The sequence below is a fragment of the Rothia sp. L_38 genome (genome assembly GCF_050689125.1).
Taxonomy (GTDB): domain Bacteria; phylum Actinomycetota; class Actinomycetes; order Actinomycetales; family Micrococcaceae; genus Rothia.
Genome location: NZ_JBOEQD010000001.1, coordinates 12,354 through 32,416 on the forward strand (window position 1 = coordinate 12,354; position 20,063 = coordinate 32,416).

General features: G+C 62.7%; 19 protein-coding genes. 14 read left to right on the forward strand and 5 right to left on the reverse strand.

All coding sequences use genetic code 11. The features are described 5' to 3' along the window. From ACRCJM_RS00055 to moaA, 5 genes are all read right to left on the reverse strand, one after another. Window positions 1-1,011: a LacI family DNA-binding transcriptional regulator gene (locus ACRCJM_RS00055; RefSeq protein WP_431463334.1), complete on the reverse strand. Its 1,011-nt coding sequence runs from the start codon at window positions 1,009-1,011 to the stop codon at window positions 1-3. A gap of 134 nt (window positions 1,012-1,145) precedes the next feature. Next, window positions 1,146-2,375: a molybdopterin molybdotransferase MoeA gene (locus ACRCJM_RS00060; RefSeq protein WP_431463335.1), complete on the reverse strand. Its 1,230-nt coding sequence runs from the start codon at window positions 2,373-2,375 to the stop codon at window positions 1,146-1,148. An 11-nt stretch (window positions 2,376-2,386) separates the two neighbouring features. Further along, a complete protein-coding gene (mobA, locus tag ACRCJM_RS00065; RefSeq protein ID WP_431463336.1) occupies window positions 2,387-3,001 on the reverse strand; it encodes a molybdenum cofactor guanylyltransferase in 615 nt (204 codons plus the stop codon). Window positions 3,002-3,013: 12 nt separating this feature from the next. Continuing rightward, window positions 3,014-3,295, reverse strand: a complete 282-nt coding sequence (locus tag ACRCJM_RS00070) for a MoaD/ThiS family protein (protein WP_431463337.1) — start codon at window positions 3,293-3,295, stop codon at window positions 3,014-3,016. A gap of 17 nt (window positions 3,296-3,312) precedes the next feature. Then, entirely contained in the window at window positions 3,313-4,446 is a 1,134-nt protein-coding gene (gene moaA, locus ACRCJM_RS00075; protein WP_431463338.1) for a GTP 3',8-cyclase MoaA, read from the reverse strand. A 144-nt stretch (window positions 4,447-4,590) separates the two neighbouring features. On the opposite strand from moaA, the gene modA reads away from it, so the two are divergent. From modA to ACRCJM_RS00145, 14 genes are all read left to right on the forward strand, one after another. Further along, on the forward strand, window positions 4,591-5,358 hold the full coding sequence (modA, locus tag ACRCJM_RS00080; protein ID WP_431463339.1) for a molybdate ABC transporter substrate-binding protein: 768 nt from the start codon (window positions 4,591-4,593) through the stop codon (window positions 5,356-5,358). Between the two features lie 9 nt (window positions 5,359-5,367). Next, window positions 5,368-6,237 (forward strand): ABC transporter permease, encoded by an 870-nt coding sequence (locus tag ACRCJM_RS00085; protein WP_431463340.1) that lies wholly within the window; start codon window positions 5,368-5,370, stop codon window positions 6,235-6,237. Then, on the forward strand, window positions 6,234-7,595 hold the full coding sequence (locus tag ACRCJM_RS00090; protein ID WP_431463341.1) for a molybdopterin molybdotransferase MoeA: 1,362 nt from the start codon (window positions 6,234-6,236) through the stop codon (window positions 7,593-7,595). Before ACRCJM_RS00085 ends, ACRCJM_RS00090 begins: the two co-directional genes overlap by 4 nt. 80 nt (window positions 7,596-7,675) lie before the next feature. Further along, a complete protein-coding gene (gene moaC / locus ACRCJM_RS00095) occupies window positions 7,676-8,167 on the forward strand; it encodes a cyclic pyranopterin monophosphate synthase MoaC (protein ID WP_237206198.1) in 492 nt (163 codons plus the stop codon). Then, window positions 8,164-8,667: a MogA/MoaB family molybdenum cofactor biosynthesis protein gene (locus ACRCJM_RS00100; protein WP_431463342.1), complete on the forward strand. Its 504-nt coding sequence runs from the start codon at window positions 8,164-8,166 to the stop codon at window positions 8,665-8,667. Before moaC ends, ACRCJM_RS00100 begins: the two co-directional genes overlap by 4 nt. Further along, complete coding sequence (locus ACRCJM_RS00105; protein ID WP_431463343.1) at window positions 8,657-9,163, forward strand: molybdenum cofactor biosynthesis protein MoaE; 507 nt, start codon at window positions 8,657-8,659, stop codon at window positions 9,161-9,163. The genes ACRCJM_RS00100 and ACRCJM_RS00105 overlap by 11 nt, the downstream gene beginning before the upstream one ends. Window positions 9,164-9,332: 169 nt before the next feature. After that, window positions 9,333-10,553, forward strand: coding sequence for a ThiF family adenylyltransferase (locus tag ACRCJM_RS00110; RefSeq protein ID WP_431463344.1), 1,221 nt, complete (start codon window positions 9,333-9,335; stop codon window positions 10,551-10,553). Between the two features lie 119 nt (window positions 10,554-10,672). Then, a complete protein-coding gene (locus ACRCJM_RS00115; RefSeq protein ID WP_431463345.1) occupies window positions 10,673-14,395 on the forward strand; it encodes a nitrate reductase subunit alpha in 3,723 nt (1,240 codons plus the stop codon). Next, the gene (gene narH / locus ACRCJM_RS00120) at window positions 14,395-16,029 is read left to right on the forward strand and encodes a nitrate reductase subunit beta (protein ID WP_237185967.1); all 1,635 of its coding nucleotides are present in this window, start codon (window positions 14,395-14,397) and stop codon (window positions 16,027-16,029) included. Before ACRCJM_RS00115 ends, narH begins: the two co-directional genes overlap by 1 nt. Before the next feature lie 2 nt (window positions 16,030-16,031). After that, window positions 16,032-16,820, forward strand: a complete 789-nt coding sequence (narJ, locus tag ACRCJM_RS00125; RefSeq protein WP_237204765.1) for a nitrate reductase molybdenum cofactor assembly chaperone — start codon at window positions 16,032-16,034, stop codon at window positions 16,818-16,820. After that, window positions 16,817-17,605 (forward strand): respiratory nitrate reductase subunit gamma, encoded by a 789-nt coding sequence (gene narI, locus ACRCJM_RS00130; protein ID WP_237185969.1) that lies wholly within the window; start codon window positions 16,817-16,819, stop codon window positions 17,603-17,605. The genes narJ and narI overlap by 4 nt, the downstream gene beginning before the upstream one ends. A 156-nt stretch (window positions 17,606-17,761) precedes the next feature. Continuing rightward, window positions 17,762-18,982 (forward strand): MFS transporter, encoded by a 1,221-nt coding sequence (locus ACRCJM_RS00135; protein ID WP_431463346.1) that lies wholly within the window; start codon window positions 17,762-17,764, stop codon window positions 18,980-18,982. A gap of 162 nt (window positions 18,983-19,144) precedes the next feature. Beyond that, window positions 19,145-19,564 (forward strand): hypothetical protein, encoded by a 420-nt coding sequence (locus ACRCJM_RS00140; protein WP_431463347.1) that lies wholly within the window; start codon window positions 19,145-19,147, stop codon window positions 19,562-19,564. Then, on the forward strand, window positions 19,549-19,977 hold the full coding sequence (locus tag ACRCJM_RS00145) for a hypothetical protein (RefSeq protein ID WP_431463348.1): 429 nt from the start codon (window positions 19,549-19,551) through the stop codon (window positions 19,975-19,977). The genes ACRCJM_RS00140 and ACRCJM_RS00145 overlap by 16 nt, the downstream gene beginning before the upstream one ends. Window positions 19,978-20,063: the final 86 nt, after the last annotated feature.

Below are 20,063 nucleotides of genomic sequence, written 5' to 3' on the forward strand. Positions count from 1 at the left end.
TTATGCCACCGCGCTCTCTTCCCAGAGCAGGGAGCGGGTGCTTGACCCTTCATGAAGGCTCACCGGTAGCACATCGCTGCCGGTGAGCTCTTTTTCTTCGCCATTCATGGCGTGCATGAGCTGGGCAACGGCCCGCTGGGCCATTGCGTCGATCGGCTGCACGACGGTGGTTAGCTCGGGCAGGAGGGCCCGGCTGGTTTCGGTGCCGTCAAAGCCGATGACCTGCAAGTCATTGGGCACCTGCCGGCCGCTAGAGCGGGCATAGCCCAGCACCATGGCAGCGTAGACATCGTTTGAGGCGAAGACAGCATCAACCTGCGGGTGCTCGTCGAGGTAGGTGAAGATGCGCTCGCGTTTGGTGGCCTGCGGGGTGGTGAAGCCCAGTTCGAGGATATGCGGGGGGTAGCCGGCTTCGGTGACCGCTAGCTGGTAGCCGCGTTGGCGGGCGTTATCGAGGGAGATGGTTGAGGTGATGTGCAGGATATTGGTGGCCCCGCCGTCAAGGAGTAGGCGGGTGGCCCGGTAGGCTCCGTCGAAGTTGTCGCAGCTGATGTTGGGGCCCCGGCCGGTGTGCTGCCGGTCGATGGTGATCAGGGGCGCACCCAGATGGGGAAAGTTGGCAACAACCTGGGAGTGGGCACCGGTGATGACGCCGTCAACCTGGTTGGCTATGAGCATATCGAGGTAGCGCTGCTCTGATTCGGGGTGGTCGTTGCTGTTGCAGAGAATCGTCTTGTAACCGATGTCGGCCAGGTGGGATTCGATGCGGTAGGCCATTTCCCCGTAGAAGGGGTTGGCAACGGAGGGGAAGACTAGGCCGATGAGTTGGCTTTTTTGCCCCTGGAGGGATCGGGCGATGGCGTTGGGCCGGTAGCCGAGCTGCTGCATGGCGTCGAAGACTTTGACGCGGGTGGTTTCGGAGAGGTAGCCCCGGTTGTTGAGCACACGGGAGACTGTGGTGGGGGAGACGCCTGCGAGCGCAGCGACATCGCCGAGTTTTGGTTTGGGCACGCGGGGCTCCGGTCTGTTGAGTTGGGCTCGGTTTGTTCTCAATTATAGGTCCTGTCTAACAGGCGCAGAGAAGTGTTGAGCTGTGTGACGGGGGCGGTTTGCGCCTGCGCTGAGAGAGGGGTAGGGCAACGGGGCTAGCGGGGCAGGGGTAGGTAGCTGACGGTGCTGCCTGCTGCCGCACCAGCCGGCGGGATGAGGGCCAGGGCGTCCGCTGTGGCGAAAGAGGTGAGCATGTGGGACTGGGTTTTGGGCAGGGGAGTGAGGGCTGTCCCGTGGGGTGAGGGGCTGAGGCTGGCAGGTAGCAGGCGCAGGTCGTGTTTGCGGTAGCCGGGTACCTCATGGGTGAGGACGCCGGTGGGCAGCTCGGCTAGGGGGGCTGCGGTGGTGCCGGTGAGCCAGGGGACGAGATAGGAGTAGAGGGCGGTGTAGGCCGCCAGCGGGTTGCCGGGCAGGCCCAGGACGAGCGGTGCTGCCGGGTTGCTGCTGGCCGGTAGGTGGGCGGCTAGGGCCGGGTGGCCGGGGCGGATGGCTACCGATTCGAAGAGGTAGCTGGCCTGAAGGTCGTGGAGGGCGCGGCGTACCCAGTCTGCGGTGGAGGTTGAGGAGCCTCCGGTGATGAGGAGTAGGTCGGCGCGGGTTGCGGTGAGCCAGTCGGTGAGTTTGGCTTTGCTATCGGGTAGTCGGCAGGTACTGGTGACTGCCGCCCCGAGATCTTCGATGATGCGGGGGAAGGCCAGGGAGTAGGCGTCACGCACCTGGCCGGGGCCGGGGAGACCCGCGGTAATAATTTCGTTGCCGGTGTAGGCGATAGCCACGGTGGGGCGGGCGGTTACGGTTAGGGTATCGAGGCCGAGGGTGGCGAGGGCGCCGAGGTGCCGGGCGGTGATACGGGTGCCCGCGGCAAGCACGTTGCTGCCTGCGGGGGTCTCTTCACCGGCGCGGCGGATGTCGGCCCCCGGAGCGGGGTAGCCCCGGCCACTAAAAAAGCGGGGGTCGGGGCCGAGCGTGTTGTCTTCTCGCAGGGCATGTTCCTGGCGGATGACAGCTTCGGCACCGAGGGGAAGCAGCCCGCCGGTCAGAATGGGGGTTGCCTGGCCGGGAGCGAGAGGGAGGGCTTTGCGGTGGACGTTCTCGCCGTCGGCAGCTGGCGGGTGGGTCAGTACCTGCCAGGGCGGGGCACCGGCGGTGGCGTAGCCGTCCATAGCCGAGGAATCGTAGTGGGGAACGGGCAGAAGGGCATGGGCGTCGCGGGCCAGGGTTCTGCCCACCGCATCAGCGAGGGGCACCTCTTCATCGGTTCGGTCAAGGGTCGCCCCTGCCTGGTGCAGGAGCTGCCTGGCCTGTTGCCAGCTGGTGTGGTGCACGGTGGTCCTCCTTAGGGCTGGGGCGGTGCCTGGGTGTAGCCTGCGGCGCGGGCAGCCTCCCAGGTATCAACATCGGCGGTCAGGTCGGCAGGTAGCTCTAGTCCTGCGGGCTCAAGGGGGCTGAGAAAACGGCGGACGGAGGCGTTGGCGGTATCTCCGGCAAAGGCAGGAGCCAGGGCCGCGGCCCGATAGATGCCCAGCAGGGGCTGAGTGATACCCTCCGCCACAGCCCAATAGCCGGTGACCTCATCCGGTGCGGACGCTGCCGCCTGCAAAAGTAGGGGCACAGCGGCCCGGGCTCGGGGCAGGTCGCAGGAAAGCACCAGTACCCAGTGGTGGGAGAATGCCGAAAAGTCAGGCTGGGCTGTGGCTAAGGCAGCAAGCCCGGCAGAAATACCGGCTGCTGGCCCGCTAAAGACCGGTTCTTCCCGGGTCTGTAGGACGCCTGCGGGCAAGGTGAGCTCTGCCGGGCCGACGACCACGCGGCGCTCCGCACCCGTGCAGGCGGCGAGAACTCCGTCGAGCAGGGTGTGCTCACCGTTGGAGAGCAGGGCCTTGGGTACCCCGCCGAGGCGGGAGGAGCGTCCGCCCGCCAGGATCAGGGCCGAGTAGCTGGGGGTGTTCACCGGGTTATCCTCCTAGCCACCGGCAAAGGGCGGGAGCACATCCAGGCGCTCAGCCTGCTTCAGGAGCGCCGAGTCATCGAGCTGCTCGCCGCTGGCGGCAACCCCGTCGACGAGGAAGGTGCAGCGCGGCAGAATATCGGCTAGGGTCTGGCCCGAGGGGGTGGTCCCGGTGAATTCGCGCGCCAGGTAGGCCTGGAGACCTGCAAGAGTGGGGGTGGGGAGTTGGCCGAGTTCCACTGTCAGGCTGGATATGCCCGCTGCTGCCCGGGCCGCAGCGAAGAAGTTAATCTGCATGGGGTAGTCCTTGAATCTTAGCCGCCGATGGCGCTCATGGATCGAGTAGGTTGGGTGAAGTCGGGGGCGTCGAAACCGACGGTATCCTTGCCGTGAGCCTTGGGCTTGGCCCACATGGCTCCGCGCCAAATCTGGGCCAGTTCAGCATCGCTGGCCCCGCCGCGCAGGGCGCCCATGAGGTCGGTTTCGGTCAGGGAGAAGAGGCAGGAGCGCACCTTGCCGTCGGCGGTGATGCGGGTGCGAGTGCATGCTGAGCAGAAGGGCTCGGTGACCGAGGCGATAATGCCTACCTGGCCCAGGGGCTCTGCTGTGCCGGCGTGACCCAGTGGATAGACGTCCCAGAGGGCTGCGGGGGAGGCCCCGCGCGGACGCCCGTGGGGCAGCAGGTCGTAGTGGTCAGCCAGACGCTGACGAATCTGCTCGGCGGTGATGGTGCCTTCGCGGGTCCAGTTGTGGTCGGCGTCCAGGGGCATTTGTTCGATGAAGCGGAGCTGGTAGCCGCCCTCTAAAGCCCAGGTGAGGAGTTCATGGCCCTGCTCATCATTGACGCCGGCCATGAGGACCGCATTGATTTTGAGGGGGGTGAGCCCGGCTGCCGCTGCGGCTTCAATTCCTGCGAGTACCGAGGCTAGCTTATCCCTGCGGGTGAGCTGAGCGAACGTTTCGGGGCAGATGGTATCGAGGGAGACATTGACCCGGTTGAGCCCGGCCTGAACCAGGGCATCTACCTTTTTATCGAGTCCGATGCCGTTGGTGGTCAGGGCGATGGGCAGGTGGGGGTGTTCGGCGCGGACGGCAGCAATGATGTCGGTGAGGTCAGCTCGTACTAGGGGCTCGCCACCGGTAAAGCGTACTTCCTCTATACCTAGTTCTCGTACGCCCACCCGCACCAGCCGGGTGACCTCATCGAGGGTCAGAAGCTGTGTTCCGGGAAGCCAGTTGAGGCCTTCAGCGGGCATGCAGTAGACACAGCGCAGGTTGCACTTGTCCATCAGAGAGATGCGCAGATCGGTAGCGGTTCGACCCCAGCGGTCGGCAAGGGGTCCGGTGGTGGGCACGCCCGGGTGTGCAGCTGCACTGGCACCGCCGGTCACAACCGGGATAGAAGAACCCAGGGGCACCGGGGGGTTGGGGGCTGAGGACTGGGGCATACCCGCACTTTCACAAATCTTAATCGGTATTTCAGATGTAATATTTAGCCTAGCTAAACCGGGCGAAGAACACCACCTGGCTCTACACTAATCTATAGACAAAGACCCTCTGCTAGCCACTGTTACCCCGTCGTTGGAGACCCCATGCGCCGCCTAAGCACCCTTCTCGTCCCCCTTCTATTGGGTCTTACTGCCTGCGGGGGAGCAGCAACCTCCCCGCAGGGGCAGGACGCTGAGGTTCAGCTCTTTGCTGCGGCCTCCTTGGGGGCTGTGGGTGATGAGCTCATAGCAGCCTATCGCCAAGAAAACCCGCAGGTCTCTATCACTGCCACCTACGCAGGGTCATCCCAGCTGGTTACGCAGATGGTCGAAGGCGCTACCCCCGACCTGCTCATTACAGCCGATAGCACCACCATGAACCAGGCTCTTGAAAAGGTTGAAGAGCTCGCCGATTCGACCCCTGAGACTATTGCCACCAACGCCCTGGTGCTGGCAACTGCTCCAGGTAACCCTGCCGCCATTGATAGCCTTGATGACCTGGCTGCACCCGGCGTCCTGACCGCTATCTGCGCCGAGCAGGTGCCCTGCGGACGCCTGGCCCACCAGGAACTTAGCCGCCAGGATGTAGAGCTAGCCACCTCCACCGAAGAAGCTAACGTCTCGGCAGTTTCCACCAAGGTAGCCACCGGCCAGGTGGATGCCGGCTTCATCTACTCCACCGACGCCACTGCTATCTCTGCCACCGACGATATCACCGTCATCACCCTGCCCCAGGTCGAACGCAACGCCTACCCCCTAGCCCTCACCAGCAGCGGTCAAGGTAAGGAAAGCGCCCAGAACTTTGCGAACTGGCTGGCCACCTCTGAGGCGGCAGCTCAGATTCTGGCCGACTATGGCTTCGAACCTGCCTAAACTAGAACTATGAGCACACCCGGCCCCGTACCCACCCAGCCGCCACGAGGGCGGGCCAGCTCCTTTACATCCGTCCCCGTGCACGCCGTGCTTCCCACCCTGCTCACCCTGGCACTCATCGCGGGTCCCCTGCTTTCCCTCCTGGTCCGGACGCCCTGGGGGAGTCTGCCCCAGCTGCTGACAGAACCAGCTGCCCTGGCTGCCGTCCGGCTCTCGGTGCTCACCGCTCTAGCTGCTACCGCTGTATCAGCCCTGCTAGGCACCCCTACAGCCCTAGTGCTGGCCACGGTTCTCGAGCAGTCTCGCGCTCGCCGCCTGAGCTGGACCCTCTACGGGTTGATCTACACCCCCATCATCTTCTCCCCGGTGGTCTCTGGTCTGGCCCTGCTCTTTTTCTGGGGCAGGCGAGGGCTGCTCGGCTCCTGGCTTGAAACGGCAGGCCTCTCGGTGGCCTACACCCCGCTGGCCGTGGTTCTGGCCCAAACCTTTGTGGCCCTGCCCTTCTTTGTAGCCACCCTGGTCACCACCCTGCGAGCGCTGCCCCCTGAATACGCCGAGATTGCCCGGCTTGAGGGGGCGAGCCCCACCGAGGTTACTGCCCGTGTGCTCTTACCCCTGGCTGCTCCCGGCCTGCTGACGGCAGCCGTCCTGACCTTTGCTCGCGCTCTGGGGGAGTACGGTGCCACCGTTACCTTTGCCGGGAATGTTGAGGGTGTGACCCGCACTCTTCCGCTGGCTATTGACCTGGCTTTAAGCTCTAACCGCATGGATGCTGCCCTGGGGGCGGCGCTCATGCTGATCGCCCTCTACCTGGGCCTGCTGGCCGCCGGGGCCTTTGCCCTCTGGCTGGGCCGACTGAAAGGAAACCGCCGAGCATGACACAAGCCCAAGAGACCCTTGACCGGCTGCTCCCCGCGGGGGAGAGCATCGCGCCCGGCGCCTATGCTGCCTGTGTGCGTGAACTGGTAGCTGCTACCGTCACCCCCACCAGTCAGCGGTTACCCCTGCAGCAGGCCGCCGGCCGCCAGCTCGCAGAACCTCTCTACGCCTTGATTCCACAGCCCTCCTTTGCCAACTCCCAGATGGACGGCTACGCCCTGACCAGTAGTGCGGCACAGGGGGAAACTCGTATCTTTCGGGTAGGGCCCGATATTCCCGCCGGGGCGCCCGTGAGCGGGCTGCCGGTGGCTGATGATGTGGTCTACCCCGTTATGACCGGCGCTCCCGTGCCTGCTGGGTACACCACCGTGGTACCGGTTGAGCGCAGCCGCCCGCTGGTAGGGCAGCCGGACGCCGCCGGTTTCGTGGGCGAGGGCGGGCAGGTTGAGCTACCGCAGGCTTCTCCCGGTACTTTTGTGCGCAGCGTGGGGGAGGACGTTGCCGCCGGTCAGCTCCTGGCCGACGCCGGTAGCCGTCTGACTCCGGCCCTGCTTGGTGCCCTGGCTGCCCAGGGGATTGGGGAAGTTGAGGTCTACCGCCCTCTGAACCTGCTCATCATTACCGGGGGCGACGAGGTAGCTTCTGCTGGCACAGCCCCTGCCTCGGGGCAGATATTTGATGCCAACGGGCCGGTGCTCACCGCCCTTGCCGAGCAGGACGGTTGCACCACCGACCACCTACCCATCGGTGATTCTGTTGAAAAATTTACTGCGGCCCTAGGCAGGGCGCTCGCAGAGCGGGTGCCCGATGTGATCGTCACCAGCGGAGGTATCAGCCACGGTAAATATGAGGTGGTTCGTCTGGGGCTGGCGGCCCTGGCTGCCGACCCTGCTGCTCGGGGCACTGCTGCTGGCAGCACGGTTCGGGTGCTTGCGCACTGGTTTGGTCACGCCACCCAGCAGCCCGGCGGCCCCCAGGGCCTGGCCCTGCTGGGTCTTCCTGCTGGCAGGGTACTGCCGGTGGTCTGCCTGCCGGGTAACCCGGTCAGCACCCTCATCAGCTACCACTTGCTGCTGCGGCCAGCCCTGGCTCATCTAGTGGGCGAAGAACGGGAAGACGCCCGTGGCAGGCTGGTGCTCGAAGCTCCCCTTGCTGCCCCGGAAGGTAAAACCCAGTACCGGCGGGCTCAGCTGACCCGGCAGGTCCAGCCGGACGGGAGCGTCCTGACCCTGCTGGCTCCGAGCGCGGCTACGGGCTCCCACCTGCTACTACAGGCAGCCCGCGCCGATGCCCTGGTGGAGCTGGAACCCGGGCGTACCTATCGCGGCGGTGAGCTGGTGCGGTATATTCCCCTGTAGATGCACCAAAAGTTACCCCGCCTGCAAATCACGTATAGTAAATACTGATTAATTTTGTGTTGAGAGGCTAGCCAAGAATCATGACCGCCCCCACCCCCGCAGACCAGCTCACCCACGTGCGCGCCGACGGCAGCGCCCACATGGTCGATGTCACCGAGAAAAACGAAACCACCCGCACCGCCGTGGCTGAGGGCTATATCGTTACCCGGGCAGACGTCATTGAAAAAATCTTTGACGCCGACCTGCCCAAGGGCGACGCCCTGCCCGTGGCCCGCGTCGCCGGTATTATGGCAGCCAAGAAAACCCCCGAGATTATCCCTCTCTGCCACCCCCTGCCCCTGGGCAAAATCACCATCGACTTTGAGCGGCACCCCGACCGTATCCGCATCGAGGCTCTGGTTAAAACCCGTGGCGTCACCGGGGTGGAAATGGAAGCCCTCACCGCTGTCTCCGGGGCGGCGCTGACGGTCTACGACATGATTAAGGCCGTTGATAAGCAGGCCGTACTGACCGGGATCAGGGTACTGGAAAAAACCGGCGGTAAATCCGGTGACTGGAAGGTAGAGCAGTGAGCAGCAGCTACACCCTGCCCAAGAACCGTACCGGCCTCGTCATCGTAGCCTCCACCCGGGCCGCCCGCGGTATCTACGAAGATAAATCCGGCCCCCTAGCGGTCACCTGGCTGCGCGACCAGGGCTTCGACACCCCTGACGCGGTCGTCGTAGCGGACGCCGACGTCCCCGCCTACATCGACCGGCTAGTCGCTGCCGGTAACCTGCCCACCTTCATCCTGACCAGCGGTGGAACCGGCCTCAACTCAGACGACACAACCGTCGAAGCCGTGCGCCCCCACCTCACCAAAGAAGTCCCCGGCATCATGCATGCCTTCTGGAATCAGGGCCTCAAAAACACCCCCGCCGCCGTCCTCTCCCGCGGAATCGCCGGCGTCATCGGCACCAGCTTCATCATGACCCTGCCCGGCTCCACCGGAGGAGTCAAGGACGGCTGCACCGTGCTCGAACCCCTCGTCACCCACATCTGCCGCCAGCTAGAGGACTACCATGACCACTAACCACCCAGACCCCACAGGAGCCAACCCCTACGCCGGGCGTCCGCTCGAACCGGTTGACTCCACAGTCGTTCACGCCTCCATTACCGAAGACCCCCTCGAACCGCTCCTAGCAGGAGCTAAAGAAGCGACCATGACCCGAGCCATGGGCGCCCTGGTCGTCTTCGACGGCATCGTGCGCGACCACGACCACGGGGAGCCTGTAGCGACCCTGGCCTATACCGCCCACCCCCAGGCAACCGACTACCTGGAGCGCGTCCTGCACTCGGTGGCAGAAGAGATCCCCGGTGTGCGCCTGTGGGCAGCCCACCGCGTTGGCCCCATCCCCATCGGCGAATCTGCCCTCACCGTACTGGCAGCGGCAGCCCACCGCGGCACAGCCTTCACTGCCTGCTCCTTAGCAGCCGACCGCATCAAAGCAGAAGTGCCCATCTGGAAAGAACAAGAACTCACCGACGGCAGCGTGCAGTGGGTGGGAATCGATACGCCTACCGGCTAAGGCTTTCGAATCGAAGGTACGAAATGGCAGGTGGCCCTCGCGTTCTCGCCCGCAGACCCTCTTGGGTCTCGCGCTGGGGCGCTCGCCCCAATTCACGCCAGCCCCGAGCCAGCGGGCTCGATACGCGAGGCCCCACCGGCCTCAGCCCCACTCTAGAGAAAGACCTACCATGACCTCTGAACTAACGTCGCTGGCCTACCAGCTCTACGGGCGGCAGATGATTCTGCCGGAGATGGGGCAGGCTGGGCAGGAAAAGCTGAGCGCGGCAATGGTTGCGGTGATCGGGGCAGGCGGCCTGGGGTCCCCGGCCCTGCTCTACCTGGCCGGGGCGGGCGTCGGCCGTATTCTCATCATCGACGATGATGCGGTAGAAACCTCTAACCTGCACCGTCAGGTCGTCCACTCCTATGCCCGAGTGGGGGCATCCAAGGCTGACTCAGCCGCCCAAACCCTGCGCGAACTCAACCCCCTGATTAGGGTCGAAGCTGTCAAGGAGCGTCTGACCGACGCTAATGCGGCAGAGCTACTAGCTGGGGTGGACGTGCTGGTTGATGGTTCCGATAATTTCCCTACCCGCTATACCGCCTCTCGCGCTGCTGCCGCCCTGGGCATTCCCCATGTGTGGGGTGCCATTCTCGGGTTTGACGCCCAGATGAGCGTCTTCTGGGCGGGGCACGGGCCGGTCTACGAGGACCTTTACCCGCTCGAACCAGCCCCCGGTTCGGTACCCAACTGCGCTACCGCAGGGGTGATCGGTGCCCTGGCTGGGGTCGTTGGAACCGCAATGGCCCTGGAAGTTATTAAGCTGCTGGCCGGTATTGGGCAGCCGCTGATGGGCGAGGTGGGCTACTATACCGGTCTGACCGGCCGCTGGGAATACATCCCCCTGCTTGCCTCTACCTCCCGTGCCGCTTCTGGTTCGGGTTCTGGCCAGAGTGCCCGCACGGCGGGTTCCGGTGCGGACGCCGGTGGGCAGGTAGCGGGGAAGGGGCAGGCCCCTGCACCCCTGCGTCCGCCTGCTACCGACTGGGAACCCGCTACCGCCGAACCTGACCAGTACGGTATGGAAGTTACCTGGGCTGATATTGCTGGCTCACCCTACTTTGAGGGGGTTCCCCTCATTGATGTGCGAGAGCCCCACGAGCACGCAGCGCTGGCTGTTCCGGGTAGCTTCAACCTACCCCTGTCGCTGATTGAGGCCGCATCCACCGATCCGGATCTAGGGTCGGCTATTGACACGATCCTGCCCAGCCACCAGGGGCGCTATGCCCTCTACTGTGCGGCGGGGGTGCGCTCGCTCAAGGCGCTGAAGCTGCTCACCGATGCTGGTTTCAGCGATCTCTACAGCGTGGAAGGTGGCATTGACTCCTGGCTGACAAGCCAGGGGTAGGGCATCTGAGCGGGTGCTTTAAAGCCTTGCCACCACTGAATATGTGCATACCTGATGCTTAATTAGCGAAGATTTTTATTCGGTATTTATTGTGCGAATTATTGGGTAGACTGGTGCCCATGACACAGCAGGCATCACACACACCTGGGCCCGACGGGCCGCTCACTGACAAGCTCATCAAATTCGGCAAATTCTTCACCAAGTGGGACGAAACCGACGACGGCCGCGCAGCCTTCCTCAAAGGCGGTCGCGCAGGCGATGTTTTCTACCGCAATCGCTGGAGCCATGACAAGGTCGTCCGCTCCACCCACGGCGTTAACTGCACCGGCTCCTGCTCCTGGCAGGTCTTCGTCAAAGACGGTGTGATTACCTGGGAGGCTCAGGCCACCGACTATCCCACCGTTGGCCCCGACCGCCCCGAATACGAACCGCGCGGCTGCCCCCGCGGTGCAGCTTTCTCCTGGTACACCTACTCACCAACCCGCGTGAAGTACCCCTACATCCGCGGCGTGCTGCTTGAAATGTACCGCGAAGCCCGCGCCCGCCTGGGCGACCCCGTCGAAGCCTGGGCCTCGATCGTCTCTGACCCCGAAAAGCGTTCCCGCTACCTGAGCGCCCGCGGTAAGGGCGGCCTGGTGCGCGGCTCCTGGGCCGAAGCCCTCGAAATGGTGGTCGCCGCGCAGATTCACACCATCAAGACCTACGGCCCTGACCGCAACATCGGCTTCTCACCTATTCCGGCTAAGTCCATGGTCTCCCATGCCTCAGGCGCTCGCTACATTGAGCTCATCGGCGGCGTGATGACCTCCTTCTACGACTGGTACGCCGACCTGCCGGTTGCCTCGCCCCAGGTCTTCGGTGACCAGACGGACGTGCGCGAGTCAGGTGACTGGTGGGACGCCACCTACCTGATGATGTGGGGTTCCAACATCCCGGTGACCCGCACCCCCGATGCCCACTGGATGGCAGAGGTGCGCTACCGCGGCACCAAGGTTGTCTCCGTCTCGCCCGACTACGCCGATAACACCAAGTTCGCCGACGAATGGCTGCCCGCCCAGGCCGGCACCGACGCCGCCCTTGCTATGGCTATGGGGCACGTGATCCTCAAGGAGAACTTTGTCGACCGCCGCGTTGAGTTCTTCGAGAACTACGTGAGCACCTACACCGACTTCCCCTTCCTGGTCACCCTAGAGACCCGCGAGGACGGGGTGACGGTTCCGGCTAAGTTCCTCACCGCCGCAAACCTGACCGACCATGCGCAGGTGCCCGATGCGTCCTTCAAGACCGCCCTGCTCAACCGCGAAACCGGCGAGGTCGTGGTGCCCAACGGCTCCCTGGGCTACCGCTACAACGCTGAGGACGAAGGCAAATGGAACCTGGACCTACAGGGCGTCAAGCCTGCCCTGTCCATCCTTGATCTGCCGACCGGCGCCGAGCGCGCCGTCGAGATCCAGATGCCAGCCTTCGACGAGCCCTCGGGCCGCGGCAAGATTATTACCCGTGGCGTACCCACCATCACCGTTGAGGGTAAGACCGTCACTACCGTCTTTGACCTCATGCTGGCTCAGTACGGCATTGGCCGCCCCGGCCTACCCGGCCAGTGGGCCACCGGGTTTGAGGACGCCGACACCCAGTACACCCCGGCCTGGCAGGAGGCCATTACCTCCGTACCCGCCGAGGCCGTGATTCGCACCGCCCGCGAGTTCGCCCAGAACTCCATCGATTCGGGTGGCCGCACCATGATTATCATGGGTGCCGGTATCTGCCAGTGGTACCACGGCGACACCACCTACCGCGCGATTCTGGCCCTGCTCATGATGTGCGGCGCTGAAGGCCGCAACGGCGGCGGCTGGGCCCACTACGTCGGCCAGGAAAAGGCTCGCCCCATCACCGGCTGGTCCCACATGGCCAACGCCCTGGACTGGATTCGCCCGCCGCGTACCCAGGCAGGCACCGCCTTCTGGTACATGCACACCGACCAGTTCCGCTCCGACGGCCGTACCACCGACTCCCTGCAATCGCCCCTAGCCAAGGGGGATTTGCGCGGGGTTCACACTGCGGACGTCCTAGCCCGCTCCGTGCGCATGGGCTGGATGCCCTTCTACCCCCAGTTCCCCGAAAACTCCCTGGATTTGGCGGACGCCGGTGCCGCAGCGGTTGCCGCAGGCACCGCAGAGTCCCCGGCAGACTACGTTGCCCAGCGCCTTAACTCTGGCGACCTGGACTTCTCGGTGGAGGACGTCGATAACCCGGTCAACTGGCCCCGCACCCTGGTGCTGTGGCGCAACAACCTGCTGGGATCGTCCGCCAAGGGCGAGGAATACTTCCTCAAGCACCTGCTCGGCACCCATAACTCGGTGATGGGCAAGGACGCCGAAGACTTCAAGCCCGCCGAGGTCAAGTGGGCCCAGACCGCCCCCGAAGGCAAGCTGGACCTGCTGGTGACGACCGACTACCGCATGACGTCCTCAACCCTGCTGTCGGACATCGTCTTCCCTGCCGCCACCTGGTACGAGAAGCACGATATTTCCTCCACCGACATGCACCCCTACATCCACGCCTTCTCCCCGGCCATCGACCCGCCCTGGGAAACCAAGACCGACCACCAGGTCTTCAAGGAACTCGCCTTCCTGTTCTCCAAGTGGGCAGCCAAGCACCTGGGCAAGCGCAGCGACCTGGTATCTGTGCCCCTGCAGCACGACACCCCCGGTCAGCTGGCCCAGCCCGGCGGCCACGCCCCGGACTGGAAGAACCAGGGCATCGCCGGTATCCCCGGTAAGAACATGCCCATCTTTACCGTGGTGGAGCGCGACTACCCGGCCATCTACGACATGTACACCTCGGTCGGCCCCCTGCTCTCCAAGCTGGGCACCACCACCAAGTTCGTGACCGTGGACGTCAACGAGCAGCTAGCTCAACTGGCTGAAGAACACGGCGTGATGGGTACCGGTAAGGGTGCCGGCCTGCCGGCCCTTGATACCGACATTAAGCTGGCCGACACCATCCTGGCTCTGTCAGGCACCTCCAACGGCCCCGTAGCCCTCAAGGGCTTCAAGGCCCTGGAGAAGCGCGTGGGCAAGACAATGCACCACCTGGCTGAGGGCAACGAAGAAAAGCGTATTAAGTTCCGCGATACCCAGGACCGGCCCTGCCCCGTCTTTACCTCACCCGAATGGTCAGGCTCAGAGACCGGCGGACGCCGCTACGCCCCCTTCACCCTCAACATCGAACAGCTCAAGCCCTTCCACACCCTCACCGGTCGTATGCACTTCTTCCTCGACCACGACTGGATGAGCGAGATGGGCGAGCAGCTGCCGGTCTACCGTCCGCCGCTCGATATGCACAACCTCTTCGGTGAACCTGAAATTGGTGAGACCGGTGACCTGTCGGTGGCTGTACGCTACGTGACGGTGCACAACAAGTGGGCTATCCACTCCTCCTACCACGACAACCTCTACATGCAGACTCTCTCCCGCGGTGGCACCCACGCCTGGATGAGCCCTCAGGACGCCGCCAAAATCGGGGTCAAGGACCACGACTGGATCGAGTGTGAGAACGCCAACGGCGTCTTCGTGGGCCGCGCGGTGGTCTCCCACCGTATGCCCGAAGGTGTGGTCTACGTGCACCACGCCCAGGAACGCCTGGTCAACATCCCCAAATCAGAGGTCTCGGGCAAGCGAGGCGGCATCCACAACTCCGTCACCCGCATCATGGTCAAACCCACCCACCTAATCGGTGGCTACGCCCACCAGGCCTACGCCTTCAACTACCTGGGACCCACCGGTAACCAGCGAGATATCGTTTCAAGAATTCGCCGCCGCAAGCAGGAGGTAACCTACTAATGCGCGTCATGGCACAAGTTTCAATGATCATGGCCCTCGACAAGTGCCTGGGCTGCCACACCTGCTCCGTCACCTGTAAGCAGGCCTGGACCAACCGAGCCGGAACCGAATACGTCTGGTTCAACAACGTCGAAACCCGCCCCGGCCAGGGCTATCCCCGCCGCTACGAGGACCAGGAAAAGTGGAAGGGCGGCTGGGTGCTGAACAAGCGCGGACGCCTAGAGCTCAAGAGCGGTAACCGCTTCAAGAAGCTCTTTACCCTCTTTGCCTCCCCGGTTCAGCCCGAACTCTCGGACTACTACGAACCCTGGACCTACGACTACGAAAACCTCACCAGCGCGCCCCTGGGCGATGACTTTCCCACCGCGCGTCCCAAATCCCTGATTACCGGTGAAGATACCTCTATTGAGTGGGGCCCCAACTGGGATGACAACCTGGGCGGCGCTCACGAATCCGGCCACCTCGATCCCCTGGTTGAAAAAGTACGCCAGCAGTCAGAAGAGAAGATCAAGTTCGAATTCGAACGCACCTTCATGTTCTACCTGCCCCGCATCTGCGAGCACTGCCTCAACCCCTCCTGCATGGCGTCCTGCCCCTCCGGCGCTATCTACAAGCGCGAAGAGGACGGCATCGTGCTGGTCGACCAGAACCAGTGCCGCGGCTGGCGCCAGTGCATCACCGGCTGCCCCTACAAGAAGATCTACTTCAACCACAAGAGCGGCAAAGCCGAAAAATGTACCTTCTGCTACCCCCGCATCGAACACGGTATTCCCACCGTCTGCGCCGAAACCTGCGTGGGCCGCATGCGCTACATCGGTATCTTCCTCTACGACGCCGACCGCGTGACCGAAGCCGCCTCTGTACCCGATGAAAAGCAGCTCTACCAGGCCCAGCTCGATATCATGCTTGACCCCTTTGACCCCGAGGTCATCCGTGAGGCAACCAAGCAGGGTATCCCCGACTCCTGGATCACCGCAGCCCAAAAGTCACCGGTCTACAAGCTGGCCAAGGAGTGGAAGATCGCCCTTCCCCTACACCCCGAATACCGCACCATGCCCATGGTCTGGTACGTACCGCCGCTCTCACCCATCATCGACCTGCTCAAGGAACAGGGCCACGACGCAGAGTCCCAGGCCAACCTCTTCGGAGCCATCGACTCCCTGCGTATCCCCGTCGAATACCTTGCCGAGCTCTTCACCGCAGGTGACACCACCATCGTGGTCAATGTGCTCAAAAAGCTAGCCGCCATGCGCGCCTACATGCGAGACATCACCCTCGGCGGCGTCGGCAACGAAGAGATCGCCCACGAAGTCGGCATGACCGGCGCAGAAATGTACGAGATGTACCGCCTCATGGCTATCTCCAAGTACGAAGAACGCTACGTCATTCCTCCGGCCCACCTGGAGGACGCCCACAACCTCGAAGAAATCGGCTGCTCCCTCGACACCGACGGCGGCCCCGGCATGCTCTACGACGGAGCCTTCACCGACCCCGGCGATCGCCCCGTGCCTGTCTCCGCAGGTTCCTACGCTAACGCCGCCCGCGCCGACGGCAAGGTCGATATCTTCATGTGGGACGGCAAAACCCGCCCCGACTCCCTCTTCCCCGATACTTCCGGAAGCAAGAAGGTCTAGCCGTGGCAGGATTCTTCTCCAAACTCCTCAAACGCAACGCGGCGGAGGTGGAACCACCCACCCCGCCCTCGGGCGACCCCTTCGACATGGACTGGGGGAGCGGGCACCCCACCGACGCCGTGGTCTACCAGCTCACCAGCGTCCTCATGCGCTACCCCAGCGAAGAAACCCGTGCCCTGCTGCCCGAACTCACCGCGCTTGCCCAAGAAACCGGTAATGACTACTTAATGCGCGGTGTAGCCCGCATTAAGACCTGGTACGAGGCAACCGAGCTCGACGCCATGCAGGCTGAATATGTGCAGGAATACGACCTGTCGCGTCGCCACGCCTTCCACCTGTCCTACTGGACCGAGGGGGACACCCGCCGCCGCGGCGAGGCCCTGGCTCGTTTCAAGCAGATGTACCGCGACTCCGGCATGGTCACCACCCTGCACGGGGAACTGCCGGACTACCTGCCCATGGTTCTTGAATTCACCGCCCTGGTGGACGCCCGGGCCGGGCGGGCAGCGCTTCAGGCCTACCGGCCCTCCCTGGAACTTCTTCGCCTGGCCCTGCGCGATGACAACCTGCCCTACTATGAGCTGATTGAGGCGGTCTGCCAGACCTTGCCCGGAGTTTCCCCAGAAACTCAGGCGGACGTGCAAAAACTGGTCACCGCAGGCCCGCCCGCAGAAGCTGTCGGCCTGGCCCTGGCCCCCGGCGACCCCCGCTTGCTACCCCTTTTGCTGCCCCACGAACAGACACCCGGCGCCACCATCGGTGCCGACCATAAGAACGGAGCCACCCTGTGACCGGCACAGTTAACGCCCTCGACTTCTTCCTCTGGGGCATCTTCCCCTACATCACCCTCGCCATCGTTATCGGCGGTACTCTCTGGCGCTACAAGACCGACCAATTCGGCTGGACTACCCGCTCCTCCCAGATGTACGAGTCCAAGCTGCTGCGGATTGCCTCCCCCATGTTCCACTACGGCATCCTGGTCGTGCTCGTGGGCCACATCGTGGGTCTGGTGATCCCCAAGTCCTGGACTGACGCGGTTGGCATCTCCGAGCACTTCTACCACATCAACGCCCTGGTGCTGGGCTCCATTGCGGCGGTTGCTACCCTGATCGGCCTCTTCGCCATGATTTACCGCCGCCGCACCTCGGCCACCGTCTTCCGCGCCACCACCTGGAACGACAAGATGATGTATGTAGCCCTGACCAGCGCCATCGTCCTTGGCTCAGTTGCCACCCTCTTCAACGCCATGGAAATCGAGGGACACCACAACTACCGTGAAACCGTCTCGGTCTGGTTCCGCTCCCTCTTCTACTTCCAGCCCAACGTCGAGGCCATGGCCAGCGCTACTACTTCCTTCCACATCCACGTCATTGTGGCCATGATTCTCTTCTGCCTCTGGCCCTTCACCCGCCTGGTGCACGCCTTCACCGCACCCCTGCACTACATCTTCCGGCCCTACATCGTCTACCGCTCACGGGGCAAGCGTAACCACGCCCGCGGCTGGTCGCCGGTAGGCACCGCAGACTCCGTGAATAAGGACGCCCGCACGGTCGAGCGCCAGCACCACCACCACTAAAGAGGCGCGGGGATACCCCTTAGCCGACTAACCTTCTTGCTCCTCGCCTGGGGGCTCGTCGCAATTCATGCCAGCCCCAGCCAGTCGGCTGCAGGGGTATCCCCGCCCCACTGAGACAGGCTATCTGACTCAAAGACTGATACTAAGGAAAACACCATGTCTACTACGGCTGTTGCTGCGAAAGATCCGCAGCTTGCTGGCCAGTTCAAGTACGTCATTATGGCGGCCCTGGCCTCCATGATTGGCTTCTGGGGCTGGACCATGATTGGCCCCCTGGCCAAGTACTACACCGAAACCTACGGCCTGACCGAGGGGCAGCGCTCCCTGCTGATCGCTACCCCGGTGATCGTTGGGTCCCTGGCCCGTATTCCGGTGGGTGCCCTGACCGACCGCTTCGGTGGGCGCATTATGTTCACCATCATGCTGACCCTTACCGGGTCCATGGTGCTCGTTACCGGCCTGGTGGGGCAGATGGGTAACTTCTCCCTGCTTCTGCTGGCAGCCTTCTTCCTGGGTATCGGTGGCTCCATCTTTGCGGTGGGCATCCCCTTCGCTGCTGCCTGGTTTGAGCCCCACCGCAAGGGCCTCGCCACCGGTATTTTCGGCATGGGCATGGTCGGTACCGCCTGCGCCGCCTTCTTCAACCCCCGCATGCTGGCTGCCTTCGGCTACTTTCCCACCCACGTCATTATGAGCTGTGCAGCCCTGACCTACGCCGTCATTGTCTGGCTCTTCATCCGCGACTCACCCGTCATGAAGGCCCGCACCCCCGAGCCTGTTCTGCCCAAGATTCTGGCGGTGTCCAAGAAACTGGTGACCTGGCAGCTCTGCTTCATCTACGCTGTGGTCTTCGGCGCCTTCGTGGCTTTCTCCAACTTCCTGTCAACCTACATGCAGAACATCTACGGCTATGAGGCCGTTGCTGGTGGTACCTTCGCCGCCATGTTCGCAGCCTGCGCCGTGCTGGCCCGCCCCTTCGGCGGCGTCGCAGCCGATAAGTTCGGCGGCAAGCTCACCACCCTCATCGTTTTTGTTGCTATGACCGTGCTGGCTGTCTGCATCGCCTTCGAACCCGAGAGCACCGCTGTGAACACCCTGATTCACGTGGTCATGGCCCTCTTCGTGGGTTTCGGTACCGGCACCATTTACGGCTGGCTGGGCAAGGTCGTTCGCCCGCAGGACACCGGCACCGTATCGGGCCTGGTCTCAGCAGCCGGTGGTCTGGGCGGCTACTTCCCGCCCCTGATTATGGGCGCTGCCTACACCGCTTTCGGCAACTACTTCTGGGGCGTTCTGGCCCTTGGCGCGACCTGCGTCATCTCCATTGCGGTTTCCCTCTGGATGGCCTCAGATAAGAAGCCTGCCCGCGCCGCTTAAGCCCAGTTTGGCTCTCTCTGTTCAGGGAGATATCCGGACGCCTGCGCCCCGCTATCCTGCCTTTGGGTAGGGGCGGGGTAGCGGGTTCAATGTAGCTAACCAGGTAATCTTTGGTGTAAAATTATAAGGTTGATCTGAAAATAGTTAATAATGAGGAAATATATGGCTGATAAGCACAAGAGATTAAAGCCAGGTCAGCTTTATCATCCCCAAGAGACATGCTCGACTTGCGAGCCTACTAAGCCTCCGATTCGTGTGTATCTTGATCATGAACATGGCCTGGAAATTTTGGATAACCACGTTTCCTGCCAGGGGCTTGTCTGGAAATTTAGTGTAGGTTTGCTTGTTCGCCATCCTCGTTATGGTCAGAAAACTCCGTATGTCTTGCGAGCTTGTTCAAGTCATGCTAACTACCATGTGCATGAGTGGAGTCCCTTGAGGCCTTTTTCGAGAGATGGAAAAGTTACATCTTTGCGTGTGTTAGACTCGCTACAAGATGCTGATAAAGCTTATGGAGAGAGTCAGCAACTAGTTCAAGTCCATGGAATCGAAAAGTGGTGGTCAGAGTGGCATCCTATTTAGATACTCTCCGGCAGCGTGGCAAAATTGGAGCAGCTGCAAGTCGCTATTTACGCTCTGAGGCAGGGGAGGCGATATGTGCCGAAGTTCTGAATTTAGGCCTCGAAGAAATCGCTGTAGTTCCTGCTGCTCCGCATGAAGCTGCAGTTCTGACGTTTCATAGAATGGAATGTTCGGGCAGTAAAGCAGTTGTTTTGGCAAGTATGCTTGAAGGAAAAGGCGCTCTGGTGGTAGGGGCTATTGATAAGTCGTCTGATGTAAGCGAGGGGCGTGACAAGTATGATTTGGTTGGCGGAATGACCACTGAAACTTGGATGCAGATTATCCGCGATAAAGGTGCATCGCTTTCATTCACTGCGAACGGGAATGAATTTGCTACAGAGCTGACTAGCTTGAGCAATTTTGCAACGGTATAATCATGATTTTCTAATTTAATTTACTACCCGCTAAGAACGGAACACCGTTATGCGACTTCTTGCCCCTTTGGAAGGAAGTCGCATAA

Bases quoted from the DNA above. Each gene is read 5' to 3' on its own strand.
- ACRCJM_RS00070 (WP_431463337.1), bottom strand. From the start codon at position 3,295: ATGCAGATTAACTTCTTCGCTGCGGCCCGGGCAGCAGCGGGCATATCC.
- moaA (WP_431463338.1), bottom strand. From the start codon at position 4,446: ATGCCCCAGTCCTCAGCCCCCAACCCCCCGGTGCCCCTGGGTTCTTCT.
- modA (WP_431463339.1), top strand. From the start codon at position 4,591: ATGCGCCGCCTAAGCACCCTTCTCGTCCCCCTTCTATTGGGTCTTACT.
- ACRCJM_RS00085 (WP_431463340.1), top strand. From the start codon at position 5,368: ATGAGCACACCCGGCCCCGTACCCACCCAGCCGCCACGAGGGCGGGCC.
- ACRCJM_RS00090 (WP_431463341.1), top strand. From the start codon at position 6,234: ATGACACAAGCCCAAGAGACCCTTGACCGGCTGCTCCCCGCGGGGGAG.
- moaC (WP_237206198.1), top strand. From the start codon at position 7,676: ATGACCGCCCCCACCCCCGCAGACCAGCTCACCCACGTGCGCGCCGAC.
- ACRCJM_RS00105 (WP_431463343.1), top strand. From the start codon at position 8,657: ATGACCACTAACCACCCAGACCCCACAGGAGCCAACCCCTACGCCGGG.
- ACRCJM_RS00110 (WP_431463344.1), top strand. From the start codon at position 9,333: ATGACCTCTGAACTAACGTCGCTGGCCTACCAGCTCTACGGGCGGCAG.
- ACRCJM_RS00115 (WP_431463345.1), top strand. From the start codon at position 10,673: ATGACACAGCAGGCATCACACACACCTGGGCCCGACGGGCCGCTCACT.
- narH (WP_237185967.1), top strand. From the start codon at position 14,395: ATGCGCGTCATGGCACAAGTTTCAATGATCATGGCCCTCGACAAGTGC.
- ACRCJM_RS00135 (WP_431463346.1), top strand. From the start codon at position 17,762: ATGTCTACTACGGCTGTTGCTGCGAAAGATCCGCAGCTTGCTGGCCAG.
- ACRCJM_RS00140 (WP_431463347.1), top strand. From the start codon at position 19,145: ATGGCTGATAAGCACAAGAGATTAAAGCCAGGTCAGCTTTATCATCCC.